A 23,505-nucleotide genomic window follows, 5' to 3' on the forward strand; every position below is an offset into this window, starting at 1 on the left:
CGGAGAGTCAAGCGTTTATTTCGCTTTCCTCTCGCTGACCCGGCGGCTTGTCAGTCGTTGTTCCCGGTCAGTGGAGGCGCATTATAGGGAGTTCTCGGCGGGCCGCAACCCCTATTTTCAATATTTTTTCCGACCGTTGAATGTTTAACCAAAACACCGTTAAAGCGGCAGTTTTTTCAACGATTTAAAGCCATAGCCCTGCAAAACGGGCAATAAAGCGTCAGTATCTTCATTTAACGCCATGCAATACGCCAGATTCTCTTCCTGGCTCGAGACCAGGTTTTCCTGCGTAGAGATGAGCCAGGCGGTGCGACGGGCAATCGCCGCGCCGGAATCCACCAATCGGGTGCCTTCCGGCAACACCTGCATCAGCTCTTCAGCTAAAAGAGGGAAATGGGTGCAGCCCAGAACGACCGTATCCGGCGGCTCGCGCATGCTCAGCCACGGATGCAGGATCTTCTTCAGCACCGGCAGCGGCACGGCTTCGCCATGCAGCTTGGCTTCCGCCAGCTCCACCAGTTCTGAAGAGCCCAGCAGTTCAATCTTGCAGTCGGTGGCGAAACGGGAAATCAGCTCATGGGTGTAGCTGCGCTGTACGGTGCCGCGGGTCGCCAACAGGCCGACAATGCCGTTGACGGTAAGACGGGCCGCCGGTTTGATGGCGGGCACCACGCCCACGACAGGGAAACTGAAACGCTCGCGCAGGGCCGGCAAGGAAACGGTGCTGGCGGTGTTGCAGGCGATGACGACAATCGCCAGAGGATGACGCTGCTGCACCGCGCCGACAATCTCCAGCACGCGCTCAACGATAAACTCTTCTGACTTCTCGCCGTAGGGGAACGCCACGTTGTCGAACGCGTATATATAGTGGAGATCCGGCAGCAACTGCCGAATCTCCTGATACACCGACAGCCCGCCGACGCCGGAATCGAAAACCAGCACCGTCGGGCGAGGTGTGGCGGTGCTGTTAGAAGGTATAGCTTCCAGTGAGGTAGTATTCTCTTCCTGGAGTAGCGTAGCCATAGGCCGTCTCATAATCTTTATCAAACAGGTTGGCAATTCTACCACGAACTGTCAGATGAGATGTGACCGGATACGAAACTGCGAGATCCCACAGGCTCACGCCGCCAAGTTTAACGCTTTGTTCCGGATAGGTACTGTAATCCTTGTCATAACGTTGACCCAGATATTGATAAGTCACCGCCCAGTCAAAGTCGTACAGCTGCCAGTCCAGCTCATATTTCACCTGCTGCTTGGCGCGCCGCAGCAGCACTTCATTGGTCTTGGCGTTGCGAGGATCGACATAGTCATAACCAATCTGATGCGTCAACGGGCCGGTATCAAACGAGGCCGTCGCTTCAATCCCTTTGATGGTCGCCTTACCCACGTTGTAATAGACGTAGTTGGTTTCCCCCGTGGAATCGATCAAATTGTCGATGTCGTTGCGATAACCGGAGATGCGCCAGGTCACCGGGCCGGTCAGCCCTTCAAAGCCACCTTCCCACTGCTTGCTTTCTTCCGGTTTCAGATCGGTGTTGTTACCGAAGTTGCCGTATAGCTGGCTCATATTCGGTGCTTTGAACGCCGTGCCATACGATGCGATAAAACGGTATCCCTCGACGAATTCCCAGGCCGCGCTGGTTTGCCAGGTGCCATGCCAGCCAAACTCGGAATGATCGTCACCTCGAACCGCACCTTCCAACGTCACCGGGCCAACCAGTTGCTGCGCGGTCAGGTAGATGCCTGCATCACGTTGGCTTTTTTCACCCTTCACGGTGGTGGAATCCGGTTTGATTTTCTGTTGCTGCCAGTCGACGCCAGAGCTTACGGTACCCTGTCCAACCTGCAGCGTATTGCCCCACTGCAGGTTGTACTGTTCGGAATCCACCAGGCTGGCCGAGCTGTCATGCATGCCGAGGCGAGGATCGTAATCGTAATCCTTGCTATGGCTGTAGCTGCCAATCACTTGTGTTGCGTATATGCCTTCTTTATAGCGCAATCCGGTATCCCAGGTTTGGCTATACAGTTTGCGCGTATCCAGCAGAGGGCTGGTCGGTGAGGAATAATAACTATCATACGCCGTGCGGTTGTCGTAACCATACCCGCGCACAAAACCGCTGACCGATTCGCTGAACTGGTGCTCAAGCGCACCATACAGCGACTTACTCATAAAGCCATCGCGATCCTGTTGGCTTTGCATGCCGGTGCTGCCGTAGGCCACCACGTCATACCCTTTGGTGTAGGTGTAGTCACCCGCCACCGTCGCCACGGTGCTGTCGCCCAACTGCTGTTGAGTCGACGCGTCATAGGATTGATAGCCGTTGGAGCCGACGCCGGCTGAGAGCGTAGTACCGTTCTTTTCACGCGTGGTAATAATGTTGACCACGCCGCCGATGGCATCGGAGCCGTACACCGCCGAGCGCGGGCCGCGGATGTATTCGACTTTCTGCACCAACGAAATCGGGATTTGGCTAAGGTCAGAAGAGCCGCTGACGCCCGCCTGATTAAGGCGAATGCCATCAATTAGCACCAGCACGTGGCTGGAGTTGGTGCCGCGAATAAACAGCGAGCTCTTTTGCCCCAACCCGCCGTTTTGGCCAACGTCCACGCCCGGCAAACGGCGCATCACGTCGGTCAGGCTCTTGGCCTGCCAGCGATCGATATCGTTGCGGGTGACGATGGTGGTCGGCGCCAGCACGGAAGAAACCGGCTGCGGGAAACGGTTGGCGGTAACCACCAGGTTATCGCCATTCGTGGCTGTGGTGTTGTCTTGCGCCCATCCAGAAAAAGCCGTGACGGAAGAGACCACCGCCAGCAGCGTATTTTTTGTAATTGTCATGAGAAAAGCATCCAAACTTAATTGGCGGATGCCGCAGGATCATGGCCGGTAGTTCGCGACGGCCACGGACATTGCGACGTAACACCGGCAGGTCTTCGGGCTTGGGATTTGCAGGCCGCAGGGCGCGACCGGCAACGGGCGATGACTTCCCATCCTGCAGTGGACAGTGTCTGCGTCGAAACGCTATCGCCGTGACTTCCCCTTACCGCTGCGCGTCAGCTCCGGATTCACACCGGATTCCCTTTTCACTCGCTGCTTGAGGCCGGACGGCAATGCTACGATCAATGCAAATAGATGTCTAGACTGCCATTAATGTTACAAATAATAAACGCGACAAAACTGGACTTCACGGGCTGATTCCCTACAATCCCCGCTGATCAAATTTGCCTGACGAGAAGAAACACATGACGCCCGAGAATTTGCCTATTGAACGTTACGATGACCAACTGGCGGAGAAAGTCGCCCGCCTGAAGACGTTGATGTCACCGTTCGCGGCGCCCGAGCCGGAAGTGTTCCGCTCGCCAGTCGACCACTACCGCATGCGCGCCGAATTCCGCATCTGGCACGACGCGGAAGACATGTATCACATCATGTTCGATCAGCAGACCAAGCAGCGTATTCGCGTCGATCAGTTCCCGGCGGCCAGCGAGCTGATCAACCGCCTGATGACCGCCCTGATCGCCGCGCTGAAACCGGAGCCGATCCTGCGCCACAAGCTGTTCCAGATAGATTATCTGTCGACGCGAAGCGGCAAAATCATCGCTTCGCTGCTGTATCACCGCAAGCTGGATGACGTTTGGCAACAGCGCGCCGAGCAGTTGCGCGACGAGCTGCGCGCGCAGGGTTTCGACCTGCAGCTGATCGGCCGAGCGTCGAAGACCAAGATCATGCTCGACCAGGATTATGTTGACGAAGTGCTGCCGGTCGCCGGCCGCGACATGATTTATCGCCAGGTGGAAAACAGCTTCACTCAGCCCAACGCGGCCATGAACGTGCAGATGCTGGAGTGGGCGTTGGCGGTCACCGCCGGTTCCAAAGGCGATTTGCTGGAGCTGTACTGCGGCAATGGCAACTTCTCGCTGGCGCTGGCGCGCAATTTCGAGCGCGTGCTGGCGACCGAGATCGCCAAACCGTCGGTGGCGGCGGCGCAGTACAACATCGCCGCCAACCATATCGACAACGTGCAGATCATCCGCATGGCGGCGGAAGACTTCACTCAGGCGATGAATGGAGTACGCGAATTCAACCGGTTGAAAGGCATCGATCTGAGCGGCTACAACTGCGAGACGATTTTCGTCGATCCGCCGCGCAGCGGGCTGGACGATGAAACGGTGAAGATGGTGCAGGCTTACCCGCGCATTCTGTATATTTCATGCAATCCGGAAACGTTGTGCGCCAACCTGGAAACGCTGCAGGCCACCCACCGGGTCAGCCGTCTGGCGCTGTTCGATCAGTTCCCTTATACCCATCACATGGAATGCGGCGTGTTGCTGGAAAAGCACCGCTGATATGACAGGGGCGCCATGATGGCGCCCCGTTTCATTACGATTCTTGAGTCGGCGCATCCGGCGCCTTGCGCGCCTTCAGTTTCATGCCGATCCACAGCACCAGCGCCACGCAGATCACCGACGGCAGGAAGTTGGAGCCGATCTGCGGATACTCGGCGCGCACGATGGCGCTGTACAGCAGCAGCCCCAGCAGGAAACAGGCCGCCGCCAGCTTCGGCATGCCGTCCGGCATGGCGCGGTTCAGGTAACGCTGATGCAGGCAGTACACCGCCAGCACCAACGCGATCAGCGGGAAGATCGAAAACGGCACCACCGAGCTGAACAGCGCGGCAAAGGAACCGTTGATCGAAAGGCCGGCAATCAACGCCAGCAGTAAGGTGCCATTTTCACGGCCTGGTTTTTCCATCATTTTTTACCTTTTTTATACGTGGGACACAGAAGCTTTTTCTTGTTCGCGACGATACCAGTAATACGCCCCTTTGGAGATCATCCGTAGCTGCAGCACCAGCCGTTCTTCCAGCTGCTGCCGCTGCTCGACGTCGATATCCAGCGCTTCCGCGCCGGCGCTGAACACGATGGTGACCATCGCTTCCGCCTGCGCTTCGGTAAAGCTGCGCGGCATGTGATTTTCCAACTCGAGGTAGTCCGCCAGTTCGGCGATGAAATGCTGGATCTCGCGCGCCACCGCCGCACGGAATGCCGCCGACGTGCCGGAGCGCTCGCGCAGCAGCAGGCGGAAGGCGTTCGGGTTGTTGCCGATAAACTCCATAAAGGTGGATACCGAGGTGCGGATCACGCTGCCGCCTTTGGCGATGCGTTGGCGCGCCTGGCGCATCAACTGACGCAGCATCAGACCGCTTTCGTCCACCATGGTCAGCCCCAACTCGTCCACATCGCGGAAATGGCGATAAAACGACGTGGGCGCGATGCCCGCCTCGCGTGAAACTTCCCGCAGGCTCAGACTGGCGAAGCTGCGTTCGGCGCTCAGCTGGCTGAAAGCGGCTTCGATCAGGGAACGACGAGTCCGTTCTTTTTGTTGTGCTCTGACGCCCATATGCATATCCGGATAGGTTCCATTTTCTCAGTCTAACGCCCTAGACTCGGCAATATAGCAAATTTTATTGCAACAGCATTTATACTAACGCGCTCTATCACACTTCCGCCCTGAGCCGATTGTGCTTTGACTCAAAAAGCCTAATGGTGATTGGGTGAGCAGCGCTATGATGTTAAGATACCGTTGTAATCTTGTATAAAAAAACAGGTCTCTCCTACATGCAACAGCACTATCAATTTGATGCCATTGTGATTGGCTCGGGCCCTGGTGGTGAAGGTGCCGCCATGGGGCTGGTGAAACAAGGCGCCCGCGTGGCCGTTATCGAACGGTACAATAACGTAGGCGGCGGATGTACCCATTGGGGCACCATCCCCTCCAAAGCCCTCCGCCACGCCGTCAGCCGCATTATCGAATTCAACCAGAACCCGCTTTACAACAACTCGCGCACGCTCAGCGCGACCTTCCCTGACATTTTACGCCACGCCGATAACGTCATCAGCCAGCAGACCCGAATGCGCCAAGGGTTCTATGAGCGGAACCAGTGCAAACTGTTCGCCGGCGACGCGCGCTTCATCGACGCCAACACCGTCAGCGTCAGCTACATGGACGGCACCCAGGACACCATCCGCGCCGATCACATCGTGATCGCCTGCGGCTCGCGTCCTTACCATCCGGCCAGCGTCGACTTCAACCATCCGCGCATCTACGACAGCGATTCCATTCTCGAGCTGAGCCATGAGCCGCGCCACGTGATCATTTACGGCGCCGGGGTGATCGGCTGCGAGTATGCGTCCATCTTCCGCGGCCTAAACGTCAAGGTCGATCTGATCAACACCCGCGATCGTCTGCTGGCGTTCCTCGATCAGGAGATGTCGGATTCGCTCTCTTACCACTTCTGGAACAACGGCGTGGTGATCCGCCACAACGAAGAATTCGAGAAGATCGAAGGCACCGAAGACGGCGTGATCGTGCACCTGAAGTCCGGCAAGAAGGTGAAAGCGGACTGCCTGCTGTACGCCAACGGCCGTACCGGCAACACCGATTCGCTGGGGTTGGAGAACGTCGGCCTGGAGTCGGACAGCCGCGGGCTGCTGAAAGTGAACAGCATGTATCAAACCGCGCTGTCGCACATTTATGCGGTCGGTGACGTGATCGGCTATCCGAGCCTGGCTTCCGCCGCCTACGATCAGGGCCGCATCGCCGCGCAAGCGATCGCCTCCGGCGAAGCCAGCGGTCACTTAATCGAAGATATCCCGACCGGCATCTACACCATTCCGGAAATCAGCTCCGTCGGCAAAACCGAGCAGGAACTGACCGCGATGAAGGTGCCGTATGAAGTGGGCCGCGCCCAGTTCAAGCATCTGGCGCGCGCGCAGATAGCCGGGATGAACGTCGGCAGCCTGAAGATCCTGTTCCATCGCGACACCCTGCAGATCCTTGGGATCCACTGCTTCGGCGAGCGTGCGGCGGAGATCATCCACATCGGCCAGGCGATCATGGAACAGAAAGGTGAAGGCAATACTATCGAGTATTTCGTTAATACGACCTTCAACTATCCGACCATGGCCGAAGCCTACCGGGTGGCGGCGCTAAACGGCTTAAACCGCCTGTTTTAACGCGCTGTCGATGTAGCCCTGCATGTGTTCGCGGATCGCTTCGGCCAGTTGCTCATAACGGCTGCGCAAAGGGGAGCCGGGGCGGTACACCAGCGCGATGGTGCGCTTCGGCTCCGGCTTGTAGCAATCCAGATAGCAGACGCCGTCGCGTTCGCGCTGCGGCGGTACCGCCAGTGACGGCAGCAGGGTAATGCCGCTGCCGGCCGCGACCATATTGCGCAGCGTTTCCAGACTGGTGGCGCGGAAGTGGGTATCTTCGTCCGCGCCCGCCTGGAAGCAGAAGCCCATCGCCTGATCGCGCAGGCAGTGGCCATCCTCCAGCATCAGCAGTTTCTCACCCGCCAAATCCGGCATCGGCACGCGCTCGCGCTGCGCCCACGGGTGATCGGAGTACACCGCCAGCTTCATCGGTTCATCGAACAAAGGCACTTCGATAAACGCCTCGGTTTCCTTAACCAATGCCAGAATAGCGCAGTCCAGTTTGCCGCTGTCGAGTTGCGCCAGCAGCTGATGGGTTTGCGCTTCGTGCAGGTACATTTCCAGTTTCGGGAACGTTTTGTGCAGCGTCGGGATGATCTGCGGCAGCAGATAAGGCCCCACGGTCGGGATCAGGCCGATGTGCAACGGTCCGGACATGGCTTCGCCCTGCTGGCTGGCCATCTCCTTCAATACTTTCACTTCTCGCAGCACGGTACGCGCCTGCTCCACCAGCAACAGACCCGCCTGGGTGAACAGCACCTTGCGGCTGGTGCGTTCGAGCAGCATGACGCCCAACTCGTCTTCCAGCTTGCGGATCTGCCCGCTCAGCGTGGGTTGGCTTACATGGCATGAATCGGCCGCGCGGCGGAAGTGCCGGTGCTCGGCCAAGGCGACCAGATACTCTAAATCACGAATATTCATTGTTTCCCTCCATTCCATGATAGCTCATGGCGATAGATAAGATAGCAATGAGCGATTAGATCTATCAAGCCCCAGCGACAATAATGTGTCCCAACGAAGCGATATCGCGCTAAATGCTAAAAATTACTTTTCCTAATTAAGGGGTTAATCAATGTTTACCAGTCAAGAAGGCAAGAAAGTTCCTCAGGTTACTTTCCACACCCGTCAGGGCGACCAATGGATTGATGTGACCACTGATGACCTGTTCAAAAACAAAACCGTCATTGTTTTCTCGCTGCCGGGCGCGTTCACGCCGACCTGTTCTTCGAGCCACCTGCCGCGCTACAACGAACTGTCCAGCGTATTCAAGCAGCACGGCGTCGACAGCATTCTTTGCGTCTCCGTGAACGATACCTTCGTCATGAACGCCTGGAAAGCTGACCAACATGCGGAAAACATCACCTTCGTGCCGGACGGCAACGGTGAATTCACCAAAGGCATGAACATGCTGGTCGAGAAAGCGGATCTGGGCTTTGGCCCTCGCTCATGGCGCTACTCGATGCTGGTACGCAACGGCGTGGTCGAGAAAATGTTTGTCGAGCCGAACAAGCCGGGCGACCCGTTTGAAGTGTCCGACGCCGACACCATGCTGAAATACCTGGCGCCGGAATTCAAAGTGCAGGAATCGGTCTCCCTGTTCACCAAACCGGGCTGCCCATTCTGCGCCAAAGCCAAGCAGATGCTGCAAGAGCGCGGCATTCAGTATGAAGAGATCGTGCTGGGCAAAGACGCTACCACCGTCAGCCTGCGCGCCGTCAGCGGCCGCGCCACGGTGCCGCAGGTCTTCATCGGCGGCCGTCACATCGGCGGCAGCGACGATCTGGAAACATTCCTGTCAGCTTAATAAGTAATAACAAAGCCAACGTGAACTTTGGCGGGCTACGGCCCGCCCTTTTTTTTACCTTTCAGGAGCGGATATGAAACTGTTGAACGTTGATGTCGCGGTCATCGGCGGCGGCACCGCAGGGCTCGGCGCCTATCGCGCGGCCAAACTGTCTACCCCCAGCGTGGTGATGATTGAAGGCGGGCCGTACGGCACCACCTGTGCGCGCGTTGGCTGCATGCCATCCAAATTACTGATCGCCGCCGCCGAAGCGGTGCATCAAATCGAACGTGCGCCGGGCTTTGGCGTGCACCCAACCGGCAAAACGCGTATCGACGGACGCGAGGTGATGGCGCGCGTCAAACGCGAACGCGATCGTTTCGTCGGCTTCGTGCTGGAAGGCGTGGACGAGATCCCGGCCGCCGACAAAATTCAGGGCTATGCCCGCTTTATCGACGACAACACGCTGCAGGTCGATGACCATACGCGCATCGTGGCGCAGCGCATCGTGATCGCCACCGGCTCTCGCCCCAGTTGGCCGGCGCCGTGGAATGAACTGGGCGATCGCCTGATCGTCAACGACGATCTGTTCAACTGGGATGACTTGCCGCAGTCCGTGGCGGTATTCGGCCCCGGCGTGATCGGGCTGGAGCTGGGGCAAGCGCTGCACCGCCTCGGCGTCGACACCAAGGTCTTCGGCATCGGCGGCGCCGTCGGGCCGCTGACCGACAGCGCCGTGCGCGATTACGCTGCGAAGGCGCTGGGGGAAGAATTCTACCTCGACGCCGACGTGAAAGTGGAGATGATGCAGCGCGAAGGCGACCGCGTATTTATCCGCTATCAGGATCTGCAGGGCCAGTCGCAGGAGATCCTGGTGGACTACGTGCTGGCCGCCACCGGCCGCCGCCCCAACGTCGATCGGCTGGGCCTCGAAAATACCGGCCTGCAGCTCGACGCTCGAGGCGTGCCGCTGGCCGACCGCCTGACGATGCAAACCAGCGTGCCGCATATCTTTATCGCCGGCGACGCCAGCAACCAGCTGCCGCTGTTGCATGATGCCAGCGATCAGGCGCGCATCGCTGGCGCCAATGCCGGCAGCTTCCCGGAGATCAATCCGGGTCTGCGCCGCAGCGCGATTTCGGTGGTGTTCTCCGATCCGCAGATCGCCATGGTCGGCTCGACCTTCCGCGAGCTGAGCGAGAAGTTCAGCGCCTGCGGCTGTTTTGAAGTGGGCAAGGTCTCGTTTGAGAATCAGGGTCGCTCGCGGGTGATGCTGCGCAACAAGGGCGTTCTGCACGTTTACGGCGAGCAAGGCACCGGCCGTTTCCTCGGCGCGGAAATGATCGGCCCGGACGCCGAACACATTGCGCACCTGTTAGCCTGGGCGCACCAACAGCAGATGACCGTCGATCAAATGCTGGACATGCCGTTCTATCATCCGGTGATCGAAGAAGGCTTGCGCACTGCGCTGCGCGACCTGCAGGCGAAGCTCAAACTCGGCACGGCCGAAATCGAGCGCTGTCAGCGCTGTCCGGGCGAATAACGCCTCCTTCTCCGTTCACACCTACCGGGCCTTCAGGCCCGGTTTTTTTGCGCAGCGCTTTCCAGATTTTCCTCCCTCCTCTTGCCTCACGGCCCTCCTGCGCTCATTTTTTATGCTTTGATATTGAAGTGATATCAATAATAATACTAAAATGGAGGCAACATGAACGAGATCAGGGATGACATCGCTGATTTGCAACAGCGGCAGAACAGCATCAAATTCGCCGAGTTAGCGAAAATCTGCGTGCGATGGTTTGGGCCGCCGCGCATAAACGGTAGCAGCCATCACGTTTATCGCATGCCCTGGCCAGGCGATCCGCGCATCAATATCCAACGCGGCAACAACGGCGCGGCCAAGGCATATCAGGTTAAGCAGGTCATCGCCGCACTGGCCAGAATGGAGGAAGAACATGGAAAAGCATGAACACTATACCTATCGCATCACCTGGTCAGCGCAAGACCGTGAATATGTCGGGCTGTGCGCCGAATTCCCCTCGTTGTCCTGGCTGGCCGCCACGCGTACCGGCGCATTGGAGGGTATCGAGAAAGTGGTGAGCGAAACGATCGCCGACATGCTGGCACAAGGCGAAACGCCGCCGCAGGCGTTGGCGGAGAAAAATTTCAGCGGCAAACTGGTGCTGCGCATGACGCCGGAACAGCATCGCCGGCTGGCGATCGGCGCGATGGAAGAAGGCGTGAGCCTGAACCGTTATCTCTGCGCACGCCTGGCGGGGTAACGGTTCAAGGGCGGCGCCAGGCCGCCCTCGTCGTCAAACCAAACGCAGTTTCGCTGCGGCGATGGCCGCGGCCACCTGCTGCGGCGCGACGCCGCCTTTGGCCGCACGTTTGTCCAGGCAGGATTGCAACGCCAGGATCGGATAGACGTCGTCGCCAATCGTCGCGCTGAACTGCTGCAAATCCGCCAGCGGCAGCGCTTCCAGCGGTTTTCCCTGGCGAATGGCTTCTACCACCGCCTCACCGACGATATGGTGCGCTTCGCGGAACGGCACGCCTTTGGCGACCAGGTAGTCCGCCAGCTCGGTGGCATTCGCATAACCCTGCTCCGCCGCTTCCCGGCAGCGCGGGCGCTTCACCTGAATGCCGTCCAGCACCAGCGCCGCCATCTGCAGGCAGTCCATCCAGGTGTCGAGCGCGTCGAACAGCCCTTCTTTGTCTTCCTGCATGTCTTTGTTGTACGCCAGCGGCAGGCCTTTCAGCGTCATCATCATGCCGGTCAGCGCGCCCTGTACGCGGCCGCACTTGCCGCGGATCAGCTCCAGCGCGTCCGGGTTTTTCTTCTGCGGCATCAGCGAAGAGCCGGAGGTCACGCGGTCAGACAGCTCGACAAACGCCGCCTCGCCGCTGTTGAAGAAGATCAGATCTTCGGCGAAGCGCGACAGGTGCACCATGCTGATGGCGGCGTTGGACAGCAGCTCCAGCACGTGATCGCGATCGGATACGCTGTCCAGGCTGTTGCGGGTCGCCGAGGCGAAGCCCAGCCAGCCGGCCAGCTGCTCGCGATCGATAGGATACGCGGTGCCGGCCAGCGCGCCGCTGCCCAGCGGGCTGACGTCCAGCCGTTTCAGGGTATCCTGCAGGCGGCTTTCATCGCGCGCCAGCATCTCGACATAGGCCAGGCACCAGTGCGCGAAAGTCACCGGCTGCGCGCGTTGCAGATGGGTATACCCCGGCATCACCGCATCCTGGTTGGCTTCGGCGGTCTCCACCAGCGCCTGCTGCAGCTGGACGATCGCCTGATGCAGATCGCCGATCTGCTGTTTGCACCACAGCTTCAGATCGGTCGCGACCTGATCGTTGCGGCTGCGGCCGGTGTGCAGCTTCTTGCCCAAATCGCCGACCTTCTCGATCAGCTTCTGCTCCACCCAGCTGTGGATGTCTTCGGCATCGCTTTGGACGATCGCCAAAGGATCGGCTTGGACTTCCGTCAGCAAGGCATTCAGCGCCTGCTCCAGTTGCTGTTGCTCCGTTGCCGTCAACACGTTAACGGTCACCAGCGCCTTCGACCAGGCCACCGAGCCCACGATATCTTGCTCCGCCAGGCGATAATCGAACCGCAGCGAATCGTTGAGTTGCTTGAACCGCTGATCCGCCGCCTGAGTGAACCGTCCGCCCCAAAGTGCCATACCTTTACTCCTGAATTTTTATGCGAAAGGGCGCAGCATGCTGCGCCCTTGCAGAGTCACGCCAATCGGTTATTTATTCTTTTTCTCGTTCAACGCGCGGATGCGTGAAGACAGAGAGAACAGGCGGATAAAGCCGCCCGCGTGGCTGTGATCGTAAACTTCGTCTTCGCCGAAGGTGGCGAACTCTTCGGAGTACAGGCTGTTGGCGGATTTTTTCTGGGTCGCCGTCACCTGGCCTTTGTACAGCTGCAGCACCACTTCACCGTTCACCTCTTCAGCCAATGCTTCGGCAGAGGCCTGCAGCGAGCGGCGCAGCGGCGCGAACCAACGGCCGTCGTACACCACATAGGACATCTCCAGGCCCAGCTGCTCGCGCCATTTGAAGCTGTCGCGATCCAGCACCAGCTGCTCGATGGCGCGCAGCGCCGCCACCATGATGGTGCCCCCCGGGGTCTCATAGCAGCCGCGGGATTTGATGCCCACCAGACGGTTTTCCACGATGTCGATCCGGCCGACGCCGTGCTTGGCGCCCAGCGCGTTCAGGGTTTCCAGGCACTGGTACGGCGACAGCGCTTTACCGTTAACCGCCACGACGCGGCCTTTCTCGACGGTAACGGTCACCTGCTCAGGCTGGTCCGGCGCTTCCTGCGGATCGACGGTCCATACCCAGCAATCCTTGTTTGGCGCGTTCCACGGGCTTTCCAGCACGCCGCCTTCGGTGGAGATGTGCCAGGCGTTCTCATCGCGGCTGTAGATTTTCTCCAGCGATGCGGTGGTCGGGATATTGCGCTCTTTCAGGTAATCCAGCAGCGCTTCACGGGAACGCAGGTTCCACTCGCGCCACGGCGCTACCACTTTCAGCTGCGGCGCCAGCGCGGTGTAGGTGGTTTCGAAACGCACCTGATCGTTGCCTTTGCCGGTCGCGCCGTGGCACAGCGCGTCTGCGCCCACTTTCAACGCCAGCTCGACCTGCGCCTTGGCGATGATCGGCCGCGCCATCGAGGTGCCCAGCAGGTAGCTGCCCTCGTACAGGGCGCCGGTCTGCAGCACCGGATAAACGTAATCGCGGATAAATTCTTCACGCAGATCGACCACGTGACATTCAGAGGCACCGGACTGCAGGGCTTTTTGCTCCACGCCTTCCAGATCGCTGCGCTCCTGGCCGATGTCCGCCACGAACGCCACCACTTCACAGCCGCCGTAGTTCTCTTTCAGCCATGGAATGATGGCCGAGGTATCCAGGCCGCCGGAGTACGCCAGAACGATTTTTTTGATGCCTTGGTTTTGCATGATCTATTCCTTTCTAATTCTAAAATTAAGCGAGGATCCGGGTGCCAATCGACACGCCGTTAAACAAAGCAGGAAGCTGATCGGCATGGCGCCAGCTGGCGATATCCACCGGGCGGCCGAGGGTGCGGGCAGCGTCGAGCGCCGCATTCACCTTCACCACCATACCATCGGTGATGATGCCTTGCGCGATCAGTTGTTCCGCTTTTTGCGCCGTCATTTCCGCAATGCGTTGGCCCTTGCCGTCGAGGATGCCGCTGACGTCCGACAGCAGGATAAGGTCCGCCCCCAGCGTCGCCGCCAGCGCCGTCGCCGCCTGATCGGCGTTCACATTCATTAACTGCCCTTCGGCGGTGATGCCGATGGAGCTGACAACCGGCAGGTAGCCGGCGCCCAGCAGAGTATTGAGCAGCGCGGGCGAACCGGGCTGCGCGTTGCCGACGTGGCCCAATGCCGGATCGAGCGGGGTCACGACCGCGCTGCCGCCGTCCGCCAGGCTCAGGCCGACGGCGTTGATTTGGTGTTTAGTCGCCCACGCCAGCAGCGTTTTGTTGGCGGTGCCGGCCAGCGCCCCGGTGATGATGTCGATCTGATCGGCCGGCGTGACCCGCAGGCCGTTCTTTTTCACCACCGGCAAAGCGAGCTGCTTCATCAGTTCGTCCACCACGCAGCCGCCGCCGTGCACGATCACCAGCGGGCGCTGGTGCTGCTGCCGATAGCTGTCCAACGCGGTAAACAGACGCTCCAGCGCTTCTTCACTGTCTAATAACACGCCACCTAACTTGATAATTAACGGGTTCATTGCTGTTTACTCACGCTGGTTTAAAGGAGTGATTGGGTTTCCGGGAAGCCGAAACGGATATTCAGGCATTGCACCGCCTGCGCCGCCGCGCCTTTCAGCAGATTGTCTTCCACCGCCACGGCGATCAGATGCTCGCCCTGCACCGCAAAACCGATGTCGCAGAACGGCAGCCCCACCACCGCTTTCAGCGCCGGCACGCCCTGGTCGTACAGCCGCACCAGCGGCTTGTCGTCATAGGCGGCATGATAGGCGGCCGCGACGTCCTGCGCGGTCACGCCGGCTTTCAGACGGCAGGTGATGGTTTCAAGGATGCCGCGCGGGAAATTGCCCAGGTGCGGCGTAAAGATGACCGGCACGCCCAGGTGCGCGGCGATCTCCGGCTGGTGCCGATGAGTGAAAATACCGTACGGCTGCAGGCTCACTTCGCAGAAGCTGGTGGTCATGCTGGCCTTGCGCCCGGCGCCGCTAACGCCGCTGGTGGCGTTGATCACCGGCCACTGATCCAGATTCAGCAGCTGTTTTTCGATCAACGGTTTCAGCGCCAGCTGCGCCGCCGTCGGGTAACAGCCCGGCACCGCGATCAGCTGCGCCTGTTTAATCTTGTCGCTCTGCCACTCCGCCAGGCCGTACACCGCCTGCTCCAGCAGAGCGCCATGCTGATGCTCGAAACCGTAGTACTGGCTATAAAAACCGGCGTCCTGCACGCGGAAGGCGCCGGACAGATCGAACACCACGCAGCCCGCCGCCAGGAAAGCCGGTGCGATATCGTGGCTGACTTCATGGGCGGTGGCGAGGAACACCACGTCGATGCCCTGCGCCGCCTTGGCGACGTCAGTCAACGGCTGCAGCGGCAGATCGACGATGCCTTTCAACTGGGGATGGAGATCGGAAAGCAACTTTCCTGCATCTGCACTTTGCGCTGAAACCGCTAAAGCGGTTATGTTCATGTGTGGGTGGCGATTCAGGTAAGCCGTGAGCTCCGCTCCGGCGTAACCGCTGGCACCAACGATCAGCGTATTCAACATGTGGCCTTTCACCTTCTAAACTGACGTGCGGTCGCTTGCGACCCAGGTAACAGGGCTAGCCAGCGTTGTTGCGCCGTTCACCCACGGAGCCAGGCGTTGATGCTTTTATAAACATCCGGGCATCGGGTTCCCTTACGCTTCGGCTTACTGTATTTTTATTCAAAATAAATGCATGAATATTGATACTATCCTAACCTAAGGCTGTCAACAGTGAAGATGAAATTACCTCCATTTATTGAGCTGTACCGGGCGTTGATCGCAACGAAGTCAATCAGCGCCACCGATGCCGGCCTCGATCAGAGCAATGAGGCGTTAATCAACTTGCTGGCCGGATGGTTTGCCGACCTGGGCTTTCGCGTCGACGTACAGCCGGTGCCGGAGTCGCGCCACAAATTCAACCTGCTGGCCAGCATCGGCGAAGGCAGCGGCGGCCTGCTGCTGGCCGGCCACACCGATACGGTGCCCTACGACGAAGGCCGCTGGACGCGCGATCCCTTCACCCTGACCGAGCACGACAACAAGCTCTACGGGCTGGGCACCGCCGACATGAAAGGCTTCTTCGCCTTTATTCTGGATGCGGTGCGCGATATCGACGCGAGCAAGCTGACCAAGCCGTTGTACATTTTAGCCACCGCAGATGAAGAAACGACGATGGCCGGCGCGCGTTACTTCGCCGCCTCTACCGCCATTCGTCCGGATTTCGCCATCATCGGCGAGCCGACCTCGCTGCAGCCGGTGCGCGCGCACAAGGGCCACATGGCCAACGCCATTCGCATCGTCGGCCAGTCCGGCCACTCCAGCGATCCGGCGCGCGGCGTCAACGCCATCGATCTGATGCACGAGTCCATCGGCCGCCTGATGGAGCTGCGCAAGACCCTGCAGGAGCGCTACAACAACCCGGCGTTCGCCGTGCCTTATCCCACCATGAACTTCGGCCATATCAGCGGCGGCGACGCGGCCAACCGCATCTGCGCCTGTTGCGAACTGCACCTGGATATCCGCCCACTGCCCGGCATGACGCTCGACAACATCAACGAACTGATGCATCAGGCGCTGGAGCCGGTAAGCCAACGCTGGCCGGGCCGCCTGACCATCGAAGAGCTGCACGCGTCGGTACCGGGCTACGAATGCCCGACCGACCACCGCATGGTAGCGGTGATCGAGGAGCTGCTGGGCACCCGCACGCAGGTGGTCAACTACTGCACCGAAGCGCCGTTCGTGCAACAGGTCTGCCCGACGTTGGTGCTCGGCCCCGGTTCCATCGATCAGGCCCACCAGCCAGATGAATACATCGACACCGCGTTTATCGAACCGACGCGCAAACTGTTGGGCCAGCTGGTCAATCACTTTTGCCGGCAATAAACCCGACATTTAGCAGGGGAAATGCTTTATGCTTCCCCTAACTCAAAATAAGTAGAAAGCAGCGAAATAAGCCACGCTGATAACCCACGCGGCGTAATTAAATTTCAGAAAATGCGCCGATTTTGATGTTTTTTTGCTAAAAATAGTGTCAATTGACGATTGGACAGGAACGCGATGTGATCAGGCAGGCGGTCTGCGCCTGACGCGTGAAATTTATTTACAAGATAAAAATCATACATACAGAACTGGGTCAGGGGTTATATGAACGAACAATATTCGGCAATGCGCAGTAATGTCAGTATGCTCGGCAAATTGCTCGGCGATACCATCAAAGAAGCGCTGGGCGAGCATATTCTCGATCGCGTTGAGACCATCCGTAAGCTTTCCAAATCCTCACGCGCCGGCAACGAAGCGCATCGCCAGGAGCTGCTCTCCACCCTGCAGAACCTGTCCAACGACGAGCTGCTGCCGGTGGCGCGCGCCTTCAGCCAGTTCCTCAACCTGACCAACGTCGCCGAGCAGTACCACAGCATTTCGCCCAACGGCGAAGCCGCCAGCAACCCGGAAGCGCTGGCCCAACTGTTCAGCCGTCTCAAAGACAAAAAGCTCAGCGACAAAGAGCTGCAGCACGCGGTGTCGCAACTCTCCATCGAGCTGGTGTTGACGGCGCACCCGACGGAGATCACCCGCCGCACCCTGATCCACAAGCTGGTGGAGGTCAACACCTGCCTCAGCCAGCTCGATCACAACGATCTGGCCGACTACGAGCGCAACAAGATCATGCGCCGCCTGCGTCAGCTGGTAGCCCAGTCGTGGCACACCGATGAAATTCGCAAACACCGCCCTTCCCCGATCGACGAAGCCAAATGGGGTTTTGCCGTCGTGGAAAACAGCCTGTGGGAAGGCGTGCCGGCGTTCCTGCGCGAATTCAACGAACAGCTGGAAAACTCCATCGATTACAGCCTGCCGGTGGAAGCGGTGCCGGTGCGCTTCACCTCCTGGATGGGCGGCGACCGCGACGGCAACCCGAACGTCACCGCCGAAATTACCCGCCATGTGCTGCTGCTCAGCCGCTGGAAAGCCTGCGACCTGTTTACCCGCGACATCCAGGTGCTGGTCTCCGAGCTGTCGATGACCGAGTGCACCCCTGAGCTGCGCGCCCGCGCCGGCGGCGATGAGGTGCAGGAGCCTTACCGCGAAATCATGAAGCAGCTGCGCAGCCAGCTGATGAGTTCCCAGGCTTATCTGGAAGGTCGCCTGAAGGGCGAGCGCGTGCTGAAACCGCACGACCTGCTGGTGAACAACGAGCAGCTGTGGGAGCCGCTGTATGCCTGCTACCAGTCGCTGCAGGCCTGCGGCATGGGCATCATCGCCAATGGTCAACTGCTGGATACCCTGCGCCGCGTGCGCTGCTTCGGCGTGCCGCTGGTGCGCATCGACGTGCGTCAGGAGAGCACCCGCCATACCGAAGCCATCGCCGAGCTGACCCGCTATCTGGGGCTGGGCGACTATGAAAGCTGGTCGGAAGCCGATAAACAGGCGTTCCTGATCCGCGAACTGAACTCCAAACGCCCGCTGGTGCCGCTGAAATGGCAACCGAGCGCCGACACGCAGGAAGTGCTGGAAACCTGCCGGGTGATTGCCGAAGCGCCGCAGGGCTCGATCGCCGCCTATGTGATTTCGATGGCGCGCACGCCTTCCGACGTGCTGGCGGTGCACCTGCTGCTGAAAGAGGCCGGCTGCCCGTTCGCGCTGCCGGTCGCCCCGCTGTTCGAAACCCTCGACGACCTGAACAACGCCGACGACGTAATGACCCAGTTGCTGAACATCGACTGGTATCGCGGCTTCATCCAGGGCAAACAGATGGTGATGATCGGCTATTCCGACTCGGCGAAAGACGCCGGCGTGATGGCCGCTTCCTGGGCGCAGTACCGCGCGCAGGACGCGCTGATCAAAACCTGTGAAAAGGCCGGCGTGGCGCTGACGCTGTTCCACGGCCGCGGCGGTTCCATCGGCCGCGGCGGCGCTCCGGCGCATGCGGCGCTGCTGTCGCAGCCGCCGGGCAGCCTGAAGGGCGGCCTGCGCGTCACCGAACAGGGCGAGATGATCCGCTTCAAGTTCGGCCTGCCGGAAGTCACCATCAGCAGCCTGGCGCTGTATGCCGGCGCGATCCTCGAGGCCAACCTGCTGCCGCCGCCGGAACCGAAGAAAGAATGGCGGGCGCTGATGGACGACCTGTCCGAGACCTCCTGCCGAATGTATCGCGGCTACGTGCGTGAAAACCCGGACTTCGTGCCTTACTTCCGCGCGGCCACGCCGGAACTGGAGCTGGGCAAACTGCCGCTGGGCTCGCGCCCGGCCAAGCGCAAGCCGAACGGCGGCGTAGAGAGCCTGCGCGCCATTCCGTGGATCTTCGCCTGGACGCAGAACCGCCTGATGCTGCCGGCCTGGCTCGGCGCCGGCGCCGGATTGCAGGAAGCGGTGAAAGCCGGCAAACAGGCGGAGCTGGAGGCGATGTGTCGCGACTGGCCGTTCTTCTCCACCCGCATCGCCATGCTGGAAATGGTGTTCGCCAAAGCCGACCTGTGGCTGGCGGAATACTACGATCAGCGCCTGGTGGATAAATCGCTGTGGCCGCTGGGCCAACAGCTGCGCGATCAGCTGGAAAGCGACATCAAGGTGGTGCTGACCATCGCCAACGATGCGCACCTGATGGAAGACCTGCCGTGGATCGCCGAATCCATCGCGCTGCGCAACGTCTATACCGACCCGTTGAACGTCTTGCAGGCCGAATTGCTGCACCGTTCGCGCCAGCAGGAACAGCCGGACGCCCGCGTGGAGCAGGCGCTGATGGTCACCATCGCCGGCGTCGCCGCCGGGATGCGCAACACCGGCTAGTGAGCCTCATCGCGGCCCCGTTTATCGGGGCCGTTTTTTTATGTCTCCCCCACAAAAAAAGGGCGCCGCGGTAAAGCGGCGCCCTTTTCAATGGAGCAAGCCCGTCAGGCGGCGGCCACCGGTCGCACGCCCAGCGTGTGGCAGATGGCATAGCTCATCTCGGCGCGGTTCAGGGTATAGAAGTGGAAATCTTTCACCCCTTCGCGGCTCAGGATCTTCACCATGTCCATGGCGATGTTGGCACCGACCATTTTGCGGGTCTCCGCATCGTCGTCCAGCCCTTCGAACATGCTGGTCATCCAGCTTGGCACCCGCACGTTGGTCATGGTGGCGAAGCGCTGCAGCTGCTTGAAGTTGGACACCGGCAGAATGCCCGGCACGATTTCCACGTCGATACCGGCGGCGACGCAGCGGTCGCGAAAGCGCAGGTAGCTCTCAACGTCGAAGAAGAACTGGGTAATCGCGCGACTGGCGCCGGCATCGATCTTGCGTTTCAGGTTAATCAAATCGGCCTGGGCGCTCTTCGCCTCCGGGTGCACTTCCGGGTAAGCGGCGACGGAAATGTCGAAGTCACCCACGTCTTTCAGCAGCGCCACCAGATCGGTCGCGTACATTTCAGGCTTGCCGCCGCCCGGCGGCAGATCGCCGCGCAGCGCCACGATATGGCGGATGCCGCTGTTCCAGTAATCGGTCGCGATGTCGCGCAGCTGCGCCGGGCTGGCGTCGATGCAGGTCAGGTGCGGCGCCGCCTCCAGGCCGGTGCGTTCCTTGATCCCTTTGATGATGCTGTGGGTGCGATCGCGCTCGCCGGAATTGGCGCCGTAGGTGACGGAAACGAATTTAGGTTTGAGGATGCTCAGACGATCGATCGACTGCCACAGGGTCTCTTCCATCTCGCTGGTGCGTGGCGGGAAGAACTCGAATGATACGTTAATCTGGCCGTTCAACTCCGCCAGACTCTGATTCAGCGCTTCCCGCTGGTTTGCGTGGAAAAAACTCATACCCTGCTCACCTCTTATCGATCACTGTTTTTATTTCATCTTGATGAGCGTCTATACGTTTAGACGTCTAGATAGAAAATGCCGCATGTTGGCTAAAGAGTCAACAGGAAAATGAGGGGAATAAGATGATTAATCCTCACCCGCTCAACGAGGGAATTTCATGATCGCGGCAAAGATAAGTATGGCAGGAAAAGCCAAGGGGCGCGGTGAGCCCGCGCCCGCAGAGGATTAAAGTAGCTGCGCCAATCGGTTAAGGTCTGACTGGATCGCGCCGGCGGTCACATCGCGGCCGGCGCCCGGCCCGCGGATCACCAGCGGATTATCGCGATACCAGCGGCTTTCGATGGCGAACACGTTGTCGCACGGCAGCAGCGAGGCCAGAGGATGCTCAGGGCGCACCGCCTCCACGCCGACCCGCGCCTTGCCGTTGGCGTCGAAACGCGCCACGTGGCGCAGCACCAGGCCCATTTCGCTGGCGGCCTCAAAGCGCTGTTGCATCTGTTGATTCAGCGCCTCACCGTTCTCGAAGAACTGATCGACGGAGCCCAGCTCGCACCCCGCCGGCACCAGCGACTCGACCCGCACCTGGTTCGGTTCGATGTCGTAGCCCGCCTCGCGCGCCAGGATCACCAGCTTGCGCATCACGTCCTGGCCGGAGAGATCGACCCGCGGATCCGGTTCGGTCAGCCCCTGCTGCCAGGCCTGATCCACCAGCTCGGTGAACGGCACCGTGCCGTCATACTGCAGGAACAGCCAGGAGAGCGTGCCGGAGAAGATGCCGCTGATCGCCAGAATGCTGTCGCCGCTGTCGCGCAGATCGCGCACCGTGTGGTTGACCGGCAGGCCGGCGCCGACGGTGGCGTTATACAGCCAGTGGCGGCCGGTTTTGGCGAAGGCGTCGCGTATTTGGCGATAGCTGTCGCTGCACGAGGCCCCCGCCAACTTGTTGGCGCTGATCACGTGGAAACCGTAGCTGGCGAAATCCAGATACTGCCCGGCCAGCTCTTCGCTGGCGGTCACGTCGAGCACCACCAGATCGTCGAACGGGTGCGCGCGCATCCACAGGAACAGCGATTCTTCATCCAGCTCCTGCGCTTCGTCCTCAAAGAATGCCAGCGCGCGGCTGGCGTCCAGCCCGTCATAGTTCAGCAGGCTGCGGCGGCTGTCCACCACCCCCGCCAGGATAAATTCGAAGCCGCTGCGCGCGGAGATATTGGTCTGCTCACGGGCGAACAGCTCCAGCCAGCGCGACCCGATATTGCCCTTGCCGAACAGCACCAGACCGATGCGCTTCTCGGCGCGGAACAGGCTTTGGTGCAGCCCCTGGATCAGCAGCGCGGTCGGCCCCTGGCGCAATACCGCCACCAGGCTGATGCCATCTTCCGCCTGCCAGATAAACTCGACCGGCTGATCTTTCAGCTGCTGATAGAAACGGTGGCTGTGCAGCGGGTTCTTGCACACCCCGGCGCCGACCATCGCCACCAGCGCCAATCCTTCGCGCAGGCGCAGCTCGCCTGGCAGCACCGCGGCCTGCAGCGTCGCCAGCGCGCTGTTGACCACCTCGGAGGTGTAGCACAGCTGCACCAGGTTGCGGTCTGGGTGGATGCCCACCGCCAGCGGTTTGATCTGCGCGCGCTTGAGCACCAGATCCAACTCTTTCTGCGCCAGTTTGAAGTCATGCTGAGCGGCAACGTGCAGTTCAATCAGGCACACATCGTCGTGGCTGGTGACAATCTTGGCGCCGGTGCCGGAAGCCAATACGCGCTCAATGCGCGTCGAGCCCTGCTCCGGCTGATAGCTGCAGCGCAGCTGAAGATCGATATCGCTACCGGAGACCGGCTGCAGGGTACGGGTGTGCAACACCGGCGCAGCCAGACGCGCCAGCTCGCTGGCTTCGTCCAGACGCAGCAGCGGCAGCAGGCAGGCGTCTTTCACCTTGCGCGGATCGGCGCTGTAAACCCCGGCCACGTCGCTCCAGATGGTGACGCGCGCAGCGCCGGCCAGCGCGCCGACCTGAGTGGCGGAGTAGTCGCTGCCGTTACGCCCCAACAGCACGGTTTCCCCGGCGTCGTTGCGCGAAATGAACCCGGTCACTACCAGGCGTTTACCCGGGTGTTGGGCCATCAATTGTTGCAACAGCGGGTAAGAACGGCCTTCATCCACCTGCGGCTGCGCGGCGCGCTCGGCGCGCAGGAAGTCACGCGCATCCAGCCAGGCCGCCTGCATGTCCAGGTGGTTGAGCACCGCCGCCATCAGGCGCGCCGACCAAATCTCGCCGTGCCCGACCACTTCGGCGTAGCACGCGTCGTCGACGTTGCCGTCCAGCAGCGCCGCCAGGCGTTCCAGATCCTGAATGAACTCGGCGATCAGCGGCTCGGCGCTTTCCGGCGGCAACAGGCCGCTGATAAGATCGCTGTGATAACGACGCAACGTCTGCTGCACCTGGTGCGCAGACAGGCGATCGCTCTGGCTGAGCTTCAGCCAGTTGATCAACTGGTTGGTGGTACTGCCGGCGGCCGATACCACCATCATGTCGCCCGGCTGGCTGTATTCCGCCATAATCCCGGCCACACGCAGATAACACTTCACATCCGCCAGACTGCTGCCGCCAAACTTGTGCAGTTGACGCCCGCTCACCGGCCCTGCTACAGCAATTGCATTCATG

The 23,505-nt window shown here is 60.2% G+C and carries 19 protein-coding genes and 1 riboswitch; of the genes, 8 read left to right on the forward strand and 11 right to left on the reverse strand.

Features of this window, described 5'->3' with window-relative positions; translation table 11 throughout:
- Window positions 1-159 precede the first annotated feature (159 nt).
- Both murI and btuB read right to left on the reverse strand, forming a co-directional pair.
- Complete coding sequence (gene murI, locus ITX55_RS22540; RefSeq protein WP_025921004.1) at window positions 160-1,023, reverse strand: glutamate racemase; 864 nt, start codon at window positions 1,021-1,023, stop codon at window positions 160-162.
- Entirely contained in the window at window positions 968-2,839 is a 1,872-nt protein-coding gene (gene btuB, locus ITX55_RS22545; protein ID WP_033645223.1) for a TonB-dependent vitamin B12 receptor BtuB, read from the reverse strand. Before btuB ends, murI begins: the two co-directional genes overlap by 56 nt.
- Window positions 2,840-2,907: 68 nt before the next feature.
- Window positions 2,908-3,121: riboswitch (cobalamin riboswitch) on the reverse strand.
- A 122-nt stretch (window positions 3,122-3,243) separates the two neighbouring features.
- Between btuB and trmA the strand changes: the two genes are divergently transcribed.
- On the forward strand, window positions 3,244-4,347 hold the full coding sequence (gene trmA / locus ITX55_RS22550; protein ID WP_047025843.1) for a tRNA (uridine(54)-C5)-methyltransferase TrmA: 1,104 nt from the start codon (window positions 3,244-3,246) through the stop codon (window positions 4,345-4,347).
- 34 nt (window positions 4,348-4,381) lie between these two features.
- Here trmA and ITX55_RS22555 read toward each other — a convergent pair whose 3' ends face one another.
- Complete coding sequence (locus ITX55_RS22555; protein WP_025304650.1) at window positions 4,382-4,753, reverse strand: YijD family membrane protein; 372 nt, start codon at window positions 4,751-4,753, stop codon at window positions 4,382-4,384.
- Between the two features lie 15 nt (window positions 4,754-4,768).
- Window positions 4,769-5,401 carry an HTH-type transcriptional repressor FabR gene (gene fabR / locus ITX55_RS22560; protein ID WP_004931044.1) on the reverse strand — a complete coding sequence of 211 codons (633 nt, stop codon included), beginning with the start codon at window positions 5,399-5,401 and terminating at the stop codon, window positions 4,769-4,771.
- Between the two features lie 218 nt (window positions 5,402-5,619).
- On the opposite strand from fabR, the gene sthA reads away from it, so the two are divergent.
- Window positions 5,620-7,017, forward strand: a complete 1,398-nt coding sequence (gene sthA, locus ITX55_RS22565) for a Si-specific NAD(P)(+) transhydrogenase (protein WP_004931047.1) — start codon at window positions 5,620-5,622, stop codon at window positions 7,015-7,017.
- Here the strand turns inward: sthA and oxyR are convergent.
- Entirely contained in the window at window positions 7,000-7,917 is a 918-nt protein-coding gene (gene oxyR / locus ITX55_RS22570; protein ID WP_033652202.1) for a DNA-binding transcriptional regulator OxyR, read from the reverse strand. The genes sthA and oxyR overlap by 18 nt on opposite strands.
- A gap of 151 nt (window positions 7,918-8,068) precedes the next feature.
- On the opposite strand from oxyR, the gene ITX55_RS22575 reads away from it, so the two are divergent.
- The 4 genes from ITX55_RS22575 (at window position 8,069) to ITX55_RS22590 (ending at window position 11,058) form a co-directional block, all read left to right on the forward strand.
- Window positions 8,069-8,800 carry a glutathione peroxidase gene (locus tag ITX55_RS22575; protein WP_015379403.1) on the forward strand — a complete coding sequence of 244 codons (732 nt, stop codon included), beginning with the start codon at window positions 8,069-8,071 and terminating at the stop codon, window positions 8,798-8,800.
- Window positions 8,801-8,873: 73 nt separating this feature from the next.
- Window positions 8,874-10,322, forward strand: a complete 1,449-nt coding sequence (locus ITX55_RS22580) for a dihydrolipoyl dehydrogenase (protein ID WP_223085395.1) — start codon at window positions 8,874-8,876, stop codon at window positions 10,320-10,322.
- 162 nt (window positions 10,323-10,484) lie between these two features.
- A complete protein-coding gene (locus tag ITX55_RS22585) occupies window positions 10,485-10,745 on the forward strand; it encodes a toxin HicA (RefSeq protein WP_033652203.1) in 261 nt (86 codons plus the stop codon).
- On the forward strand, window positions 10,732-11,058 hold the full coding sequence (locus ITX55_RS22590; protein ID WP_033652204.1) for a type II toxin-antitoxin system HicB family antitoxin: 327 nt from the start codon (window positions 10,732-10,734) through the stop codon (window positions 11,056-11,058). The genes ITX55_RS22585 and ITX55_RS22590 overlap by 14 nt, the downstream gene beginning before the upstream one ends.
- 33 nt (window positions 11,059-11,091) lie before the next feature.
- Here the strand turns inward: ITX55_RS22590 and argH are convergent, their stop codons facing one another.
- The 4 genes from argH to argC all read right to left on the reverse strand — a co-directional run bounded on the left by argH (window position 11,092) and on the right by argC (window position 15,579).
- The gene (argH, locus tag ITX55_RS22595) at window positions 11,092-12,465 is read right to left on the reverse strand and encodes an argininosuccinate lyase (RefSeq protein ID WP_187048473.1); all 1,374 of its coding nucleotides are present in this window, start codon (window positions 12,463-12,465) and stop codon (window positions 11,092-11,094) included.
- 69 nt (window positions 12,466-12,534) lie between these two features.
- Entirely contained in the window at window positions 12,535-13,755 is a 1,221-nt protein-coding gene (locus ITX55_RS22600) for an argininosuccinate synthase (RefSeq protein ID WP_004931061.1), read from the reverse strand.
- A gap of 25 nt (window positions 13,756-13,780) precedes the next feature.
- A complete protein-coding gene (argB, locus tag ITX55_RS22605; protein WP_223085397.1) occupies window positions 13,781-14,554 on the reverse strand; it encodes an acetylglutamate kinase in 774 nt (257 codons plus the stop codon).
- 20 nt (window positions 14,555-14,574) lie between these two features.
- Window positions 14,575-15,579, reverse strand: a complete 1,005-nt coding sequence (gene argC / locus ITX55_RS22610; RefSeq protein ID WP_025304655.1) for an N-acetyl-gamma-glutamyl-phosphate reductase — start codon at window positions 15,577-15,579, stop codon at window positions 14,575-14,577.
- Window positions 15,580-15,795: 216 nt separating this feature from the next.
- On the opposite strand from argC, the gene argE reads away from it, so the two are divergent.
- Window positions 15,796-16,941, forward strand: coding sequence for an acetylornithine deacetylase (gene argE / locus ITX55_RS22615; RefSeq protein ID WP_033649896.1), 1,146 nt, complete (start codon window positions 15,796-15,798; stop codon window positions 16,939-16,941).
- A gap of 261 nt (window positions 16,942-17,202) precedes the next feature.
- Window positions 17,203-19,839 (forward strand): phosphoenolpyruvate carboxylase, encoded by a 2,637-nt coding sequence (ppc, locus tag ITX55_RS22620; RefSeq protein WP_004931070.1) that lies wholly within the window; start codon window positions 17,203-17,205, stop codon window positions 19,837-19,839.
- A gap of 104 nt (window positions 19,840-19,943) precedes the next feature.
- Here the strand turns inward: ppc and metF are convergent, their stop codons facing one another.
- Window positions 19,944-20,840, reverse strand: coding sequence for a methylenetetrahydrofolate reductase (metF, locus tag ITX55_RS22625; protein WP_033645217.1), 897 nt, complete (start codon window positions 20,838-20,840; stop codon window positions 19,944-19,946).
- Window positions 20,841-21,068: 228 nt separating this feature from the next.
- Entirely contained in the window at window positions 21,069-23,504 is a 2,436-nt protein-coding gene (locus ITX55_RS22630; RefSeq protein ID WP_033652207.1) for a bifunctional aspartate kinase/homoserine dehydrogenase II, read from the reverse strand.
- Between the last annotated feature and the right edge of the window lies 1 nt (window position 23,505).

The sequence above is a fragment of the Serratia sp. EWG9 genome, assembly GCF_019913725.1.
In the GTDB taxonomy this organism is placed as follows: Bacteria; Pseudomonadota; Gammaproteobacteria; order Enterobacterales; family Enterobacteriaceae; genus Serratia; species Serratia ureilytica.

Excerpts from the sequence above, each read along its gene's own strand:
- murI (WP_025921004.1), bottom strand. The coding sequence starts at position 1,023 with ATGGCTACGCTACTCCAGGAAGAGAATACTACCTCACTGGAAGCTATA.
- btuB (WP_033645223.1), bottom strand. The coding sequence starts at position 2,839 with ATGACAATTACAAAAAATACGCTGCTGGCGGTGGTCTCTTCCGTCACG.
- trmA (WP_047025843.1), top strand. The coding sequence starts at position 3,244 with ATGACGCCCGAGAATTTGCCTATTGAACGTTACGATGACCAACTGGCG.
- ITX55_RS22555 (WP_025304650.1), bottom strand. The coding sequence starts at position 4,753 with ATGGAAAAACCAGGCCGTGAAAATGGCACCTTACTGCTGGCGTTGATT.
- fabR (WP_004931044.1), bottom strand. The coding sequence starts at position 5,401 with ATGGGCGTCAGAGCACAACAAAAAGAACGGACTCGTCGTTCCCTGATC.
- sthA (WP_004931047.1), top strand. The coding sequence starts at position 5,620 with ATGCAACAGCACTATCAATTTGATGCCATTGTGATTGGCTCGGGCCCT.
- oxyR (WP_033652202.1), bottom strand. The coding sequence starts at position 7,917 with ATGAATATTCGTGATTTAGAGTATCTGGTCGCCTTGGCCGAGCACCGG.
- ITX55_RS22575 (WP_015379403.1), top strand. The coding sequence starts at position 8,069 with ATGTTTACCAGTCAAGAAGGCAAGAAAGTTCCTCAGGTTACTTTCCAC.
- ITX55_RS22580 (WP_223085395.1), top strand. The coding sequence starts at position 8,874 with ATGAAACTGTTGAACGTTGATGTCGCGGTCATCGGCGGCGGCACCGCA.
- ITX55_RS22585 (WP_033652203.1), top strand. The coding sequence starts at position 10,485 with ATGAACGAGATCAGGGATGACATCGCTGATTTGCAACAGCGGCAGAAC.
- ITX55_RS22590 (WP_033652204.1), top strand. The coding sequence starts at position 10,732 with ATGGAAAAGCATGAACACTATACCTATCGCATCACCTGGTCAGCGCAA.
- argH (WP_187048473.1), bottom strand. The coding sequence starts at position 12,465 with ATGGCACTTTGGGGCGGACGGTTCACTCAGGCGGCGGATCAGCGGTTC.
- ITX55_RS22600 (WP_004931061.1), bottom strand. The coding sequence starts at position 13,755 with ATGCAAAACCAAGGCATCAAAAAAATCGTTCTGGCGTACTCCGGCGGC.
- argB (WP_223085397.1), bottom strand. The coding sequence starts at position 14,554 with ATGAACCCGTTAATTATCAAGTTAGGTGGCGTGTTATTAGACAGTGAA.
- argC (WP_025304655.1), bottom strand. The coding sequence starts at position 15,579 with ATGTTGAATACGCTGATCGTTGGTGCCAGCGGTTACGCCGGAGCGGAG.
- argE (WP_033649896.1), top strand. The coding sequence starts at position 15,796 with ATGAAATTACCTCCATTTATTGAGCTGTACCGGGCGTTGATCGCAACG.
- ppc (WP_004931070.1), top strand. The coding sequence starts at position 17,203 with ATGAACGAACAATATTCGGCAATGCGCAGTAATGTCAGTATGCTCGGC.
- metF (WP_033645217.1), bottom strand. The coding sequence starts at position 20,840 with ATGAGTTTTTTCCACGCAAACCAGCGGGAAGCGCTGAATCAGAGTCTG.
- ITX55_RS22630 (WP_033652207.1), bottom strand. The coding sequence starts at position 23,504 with ATGAATGCAATTGCTGTAGCAGGGCCGGTGAGCGGGCGTCAACTGCAC.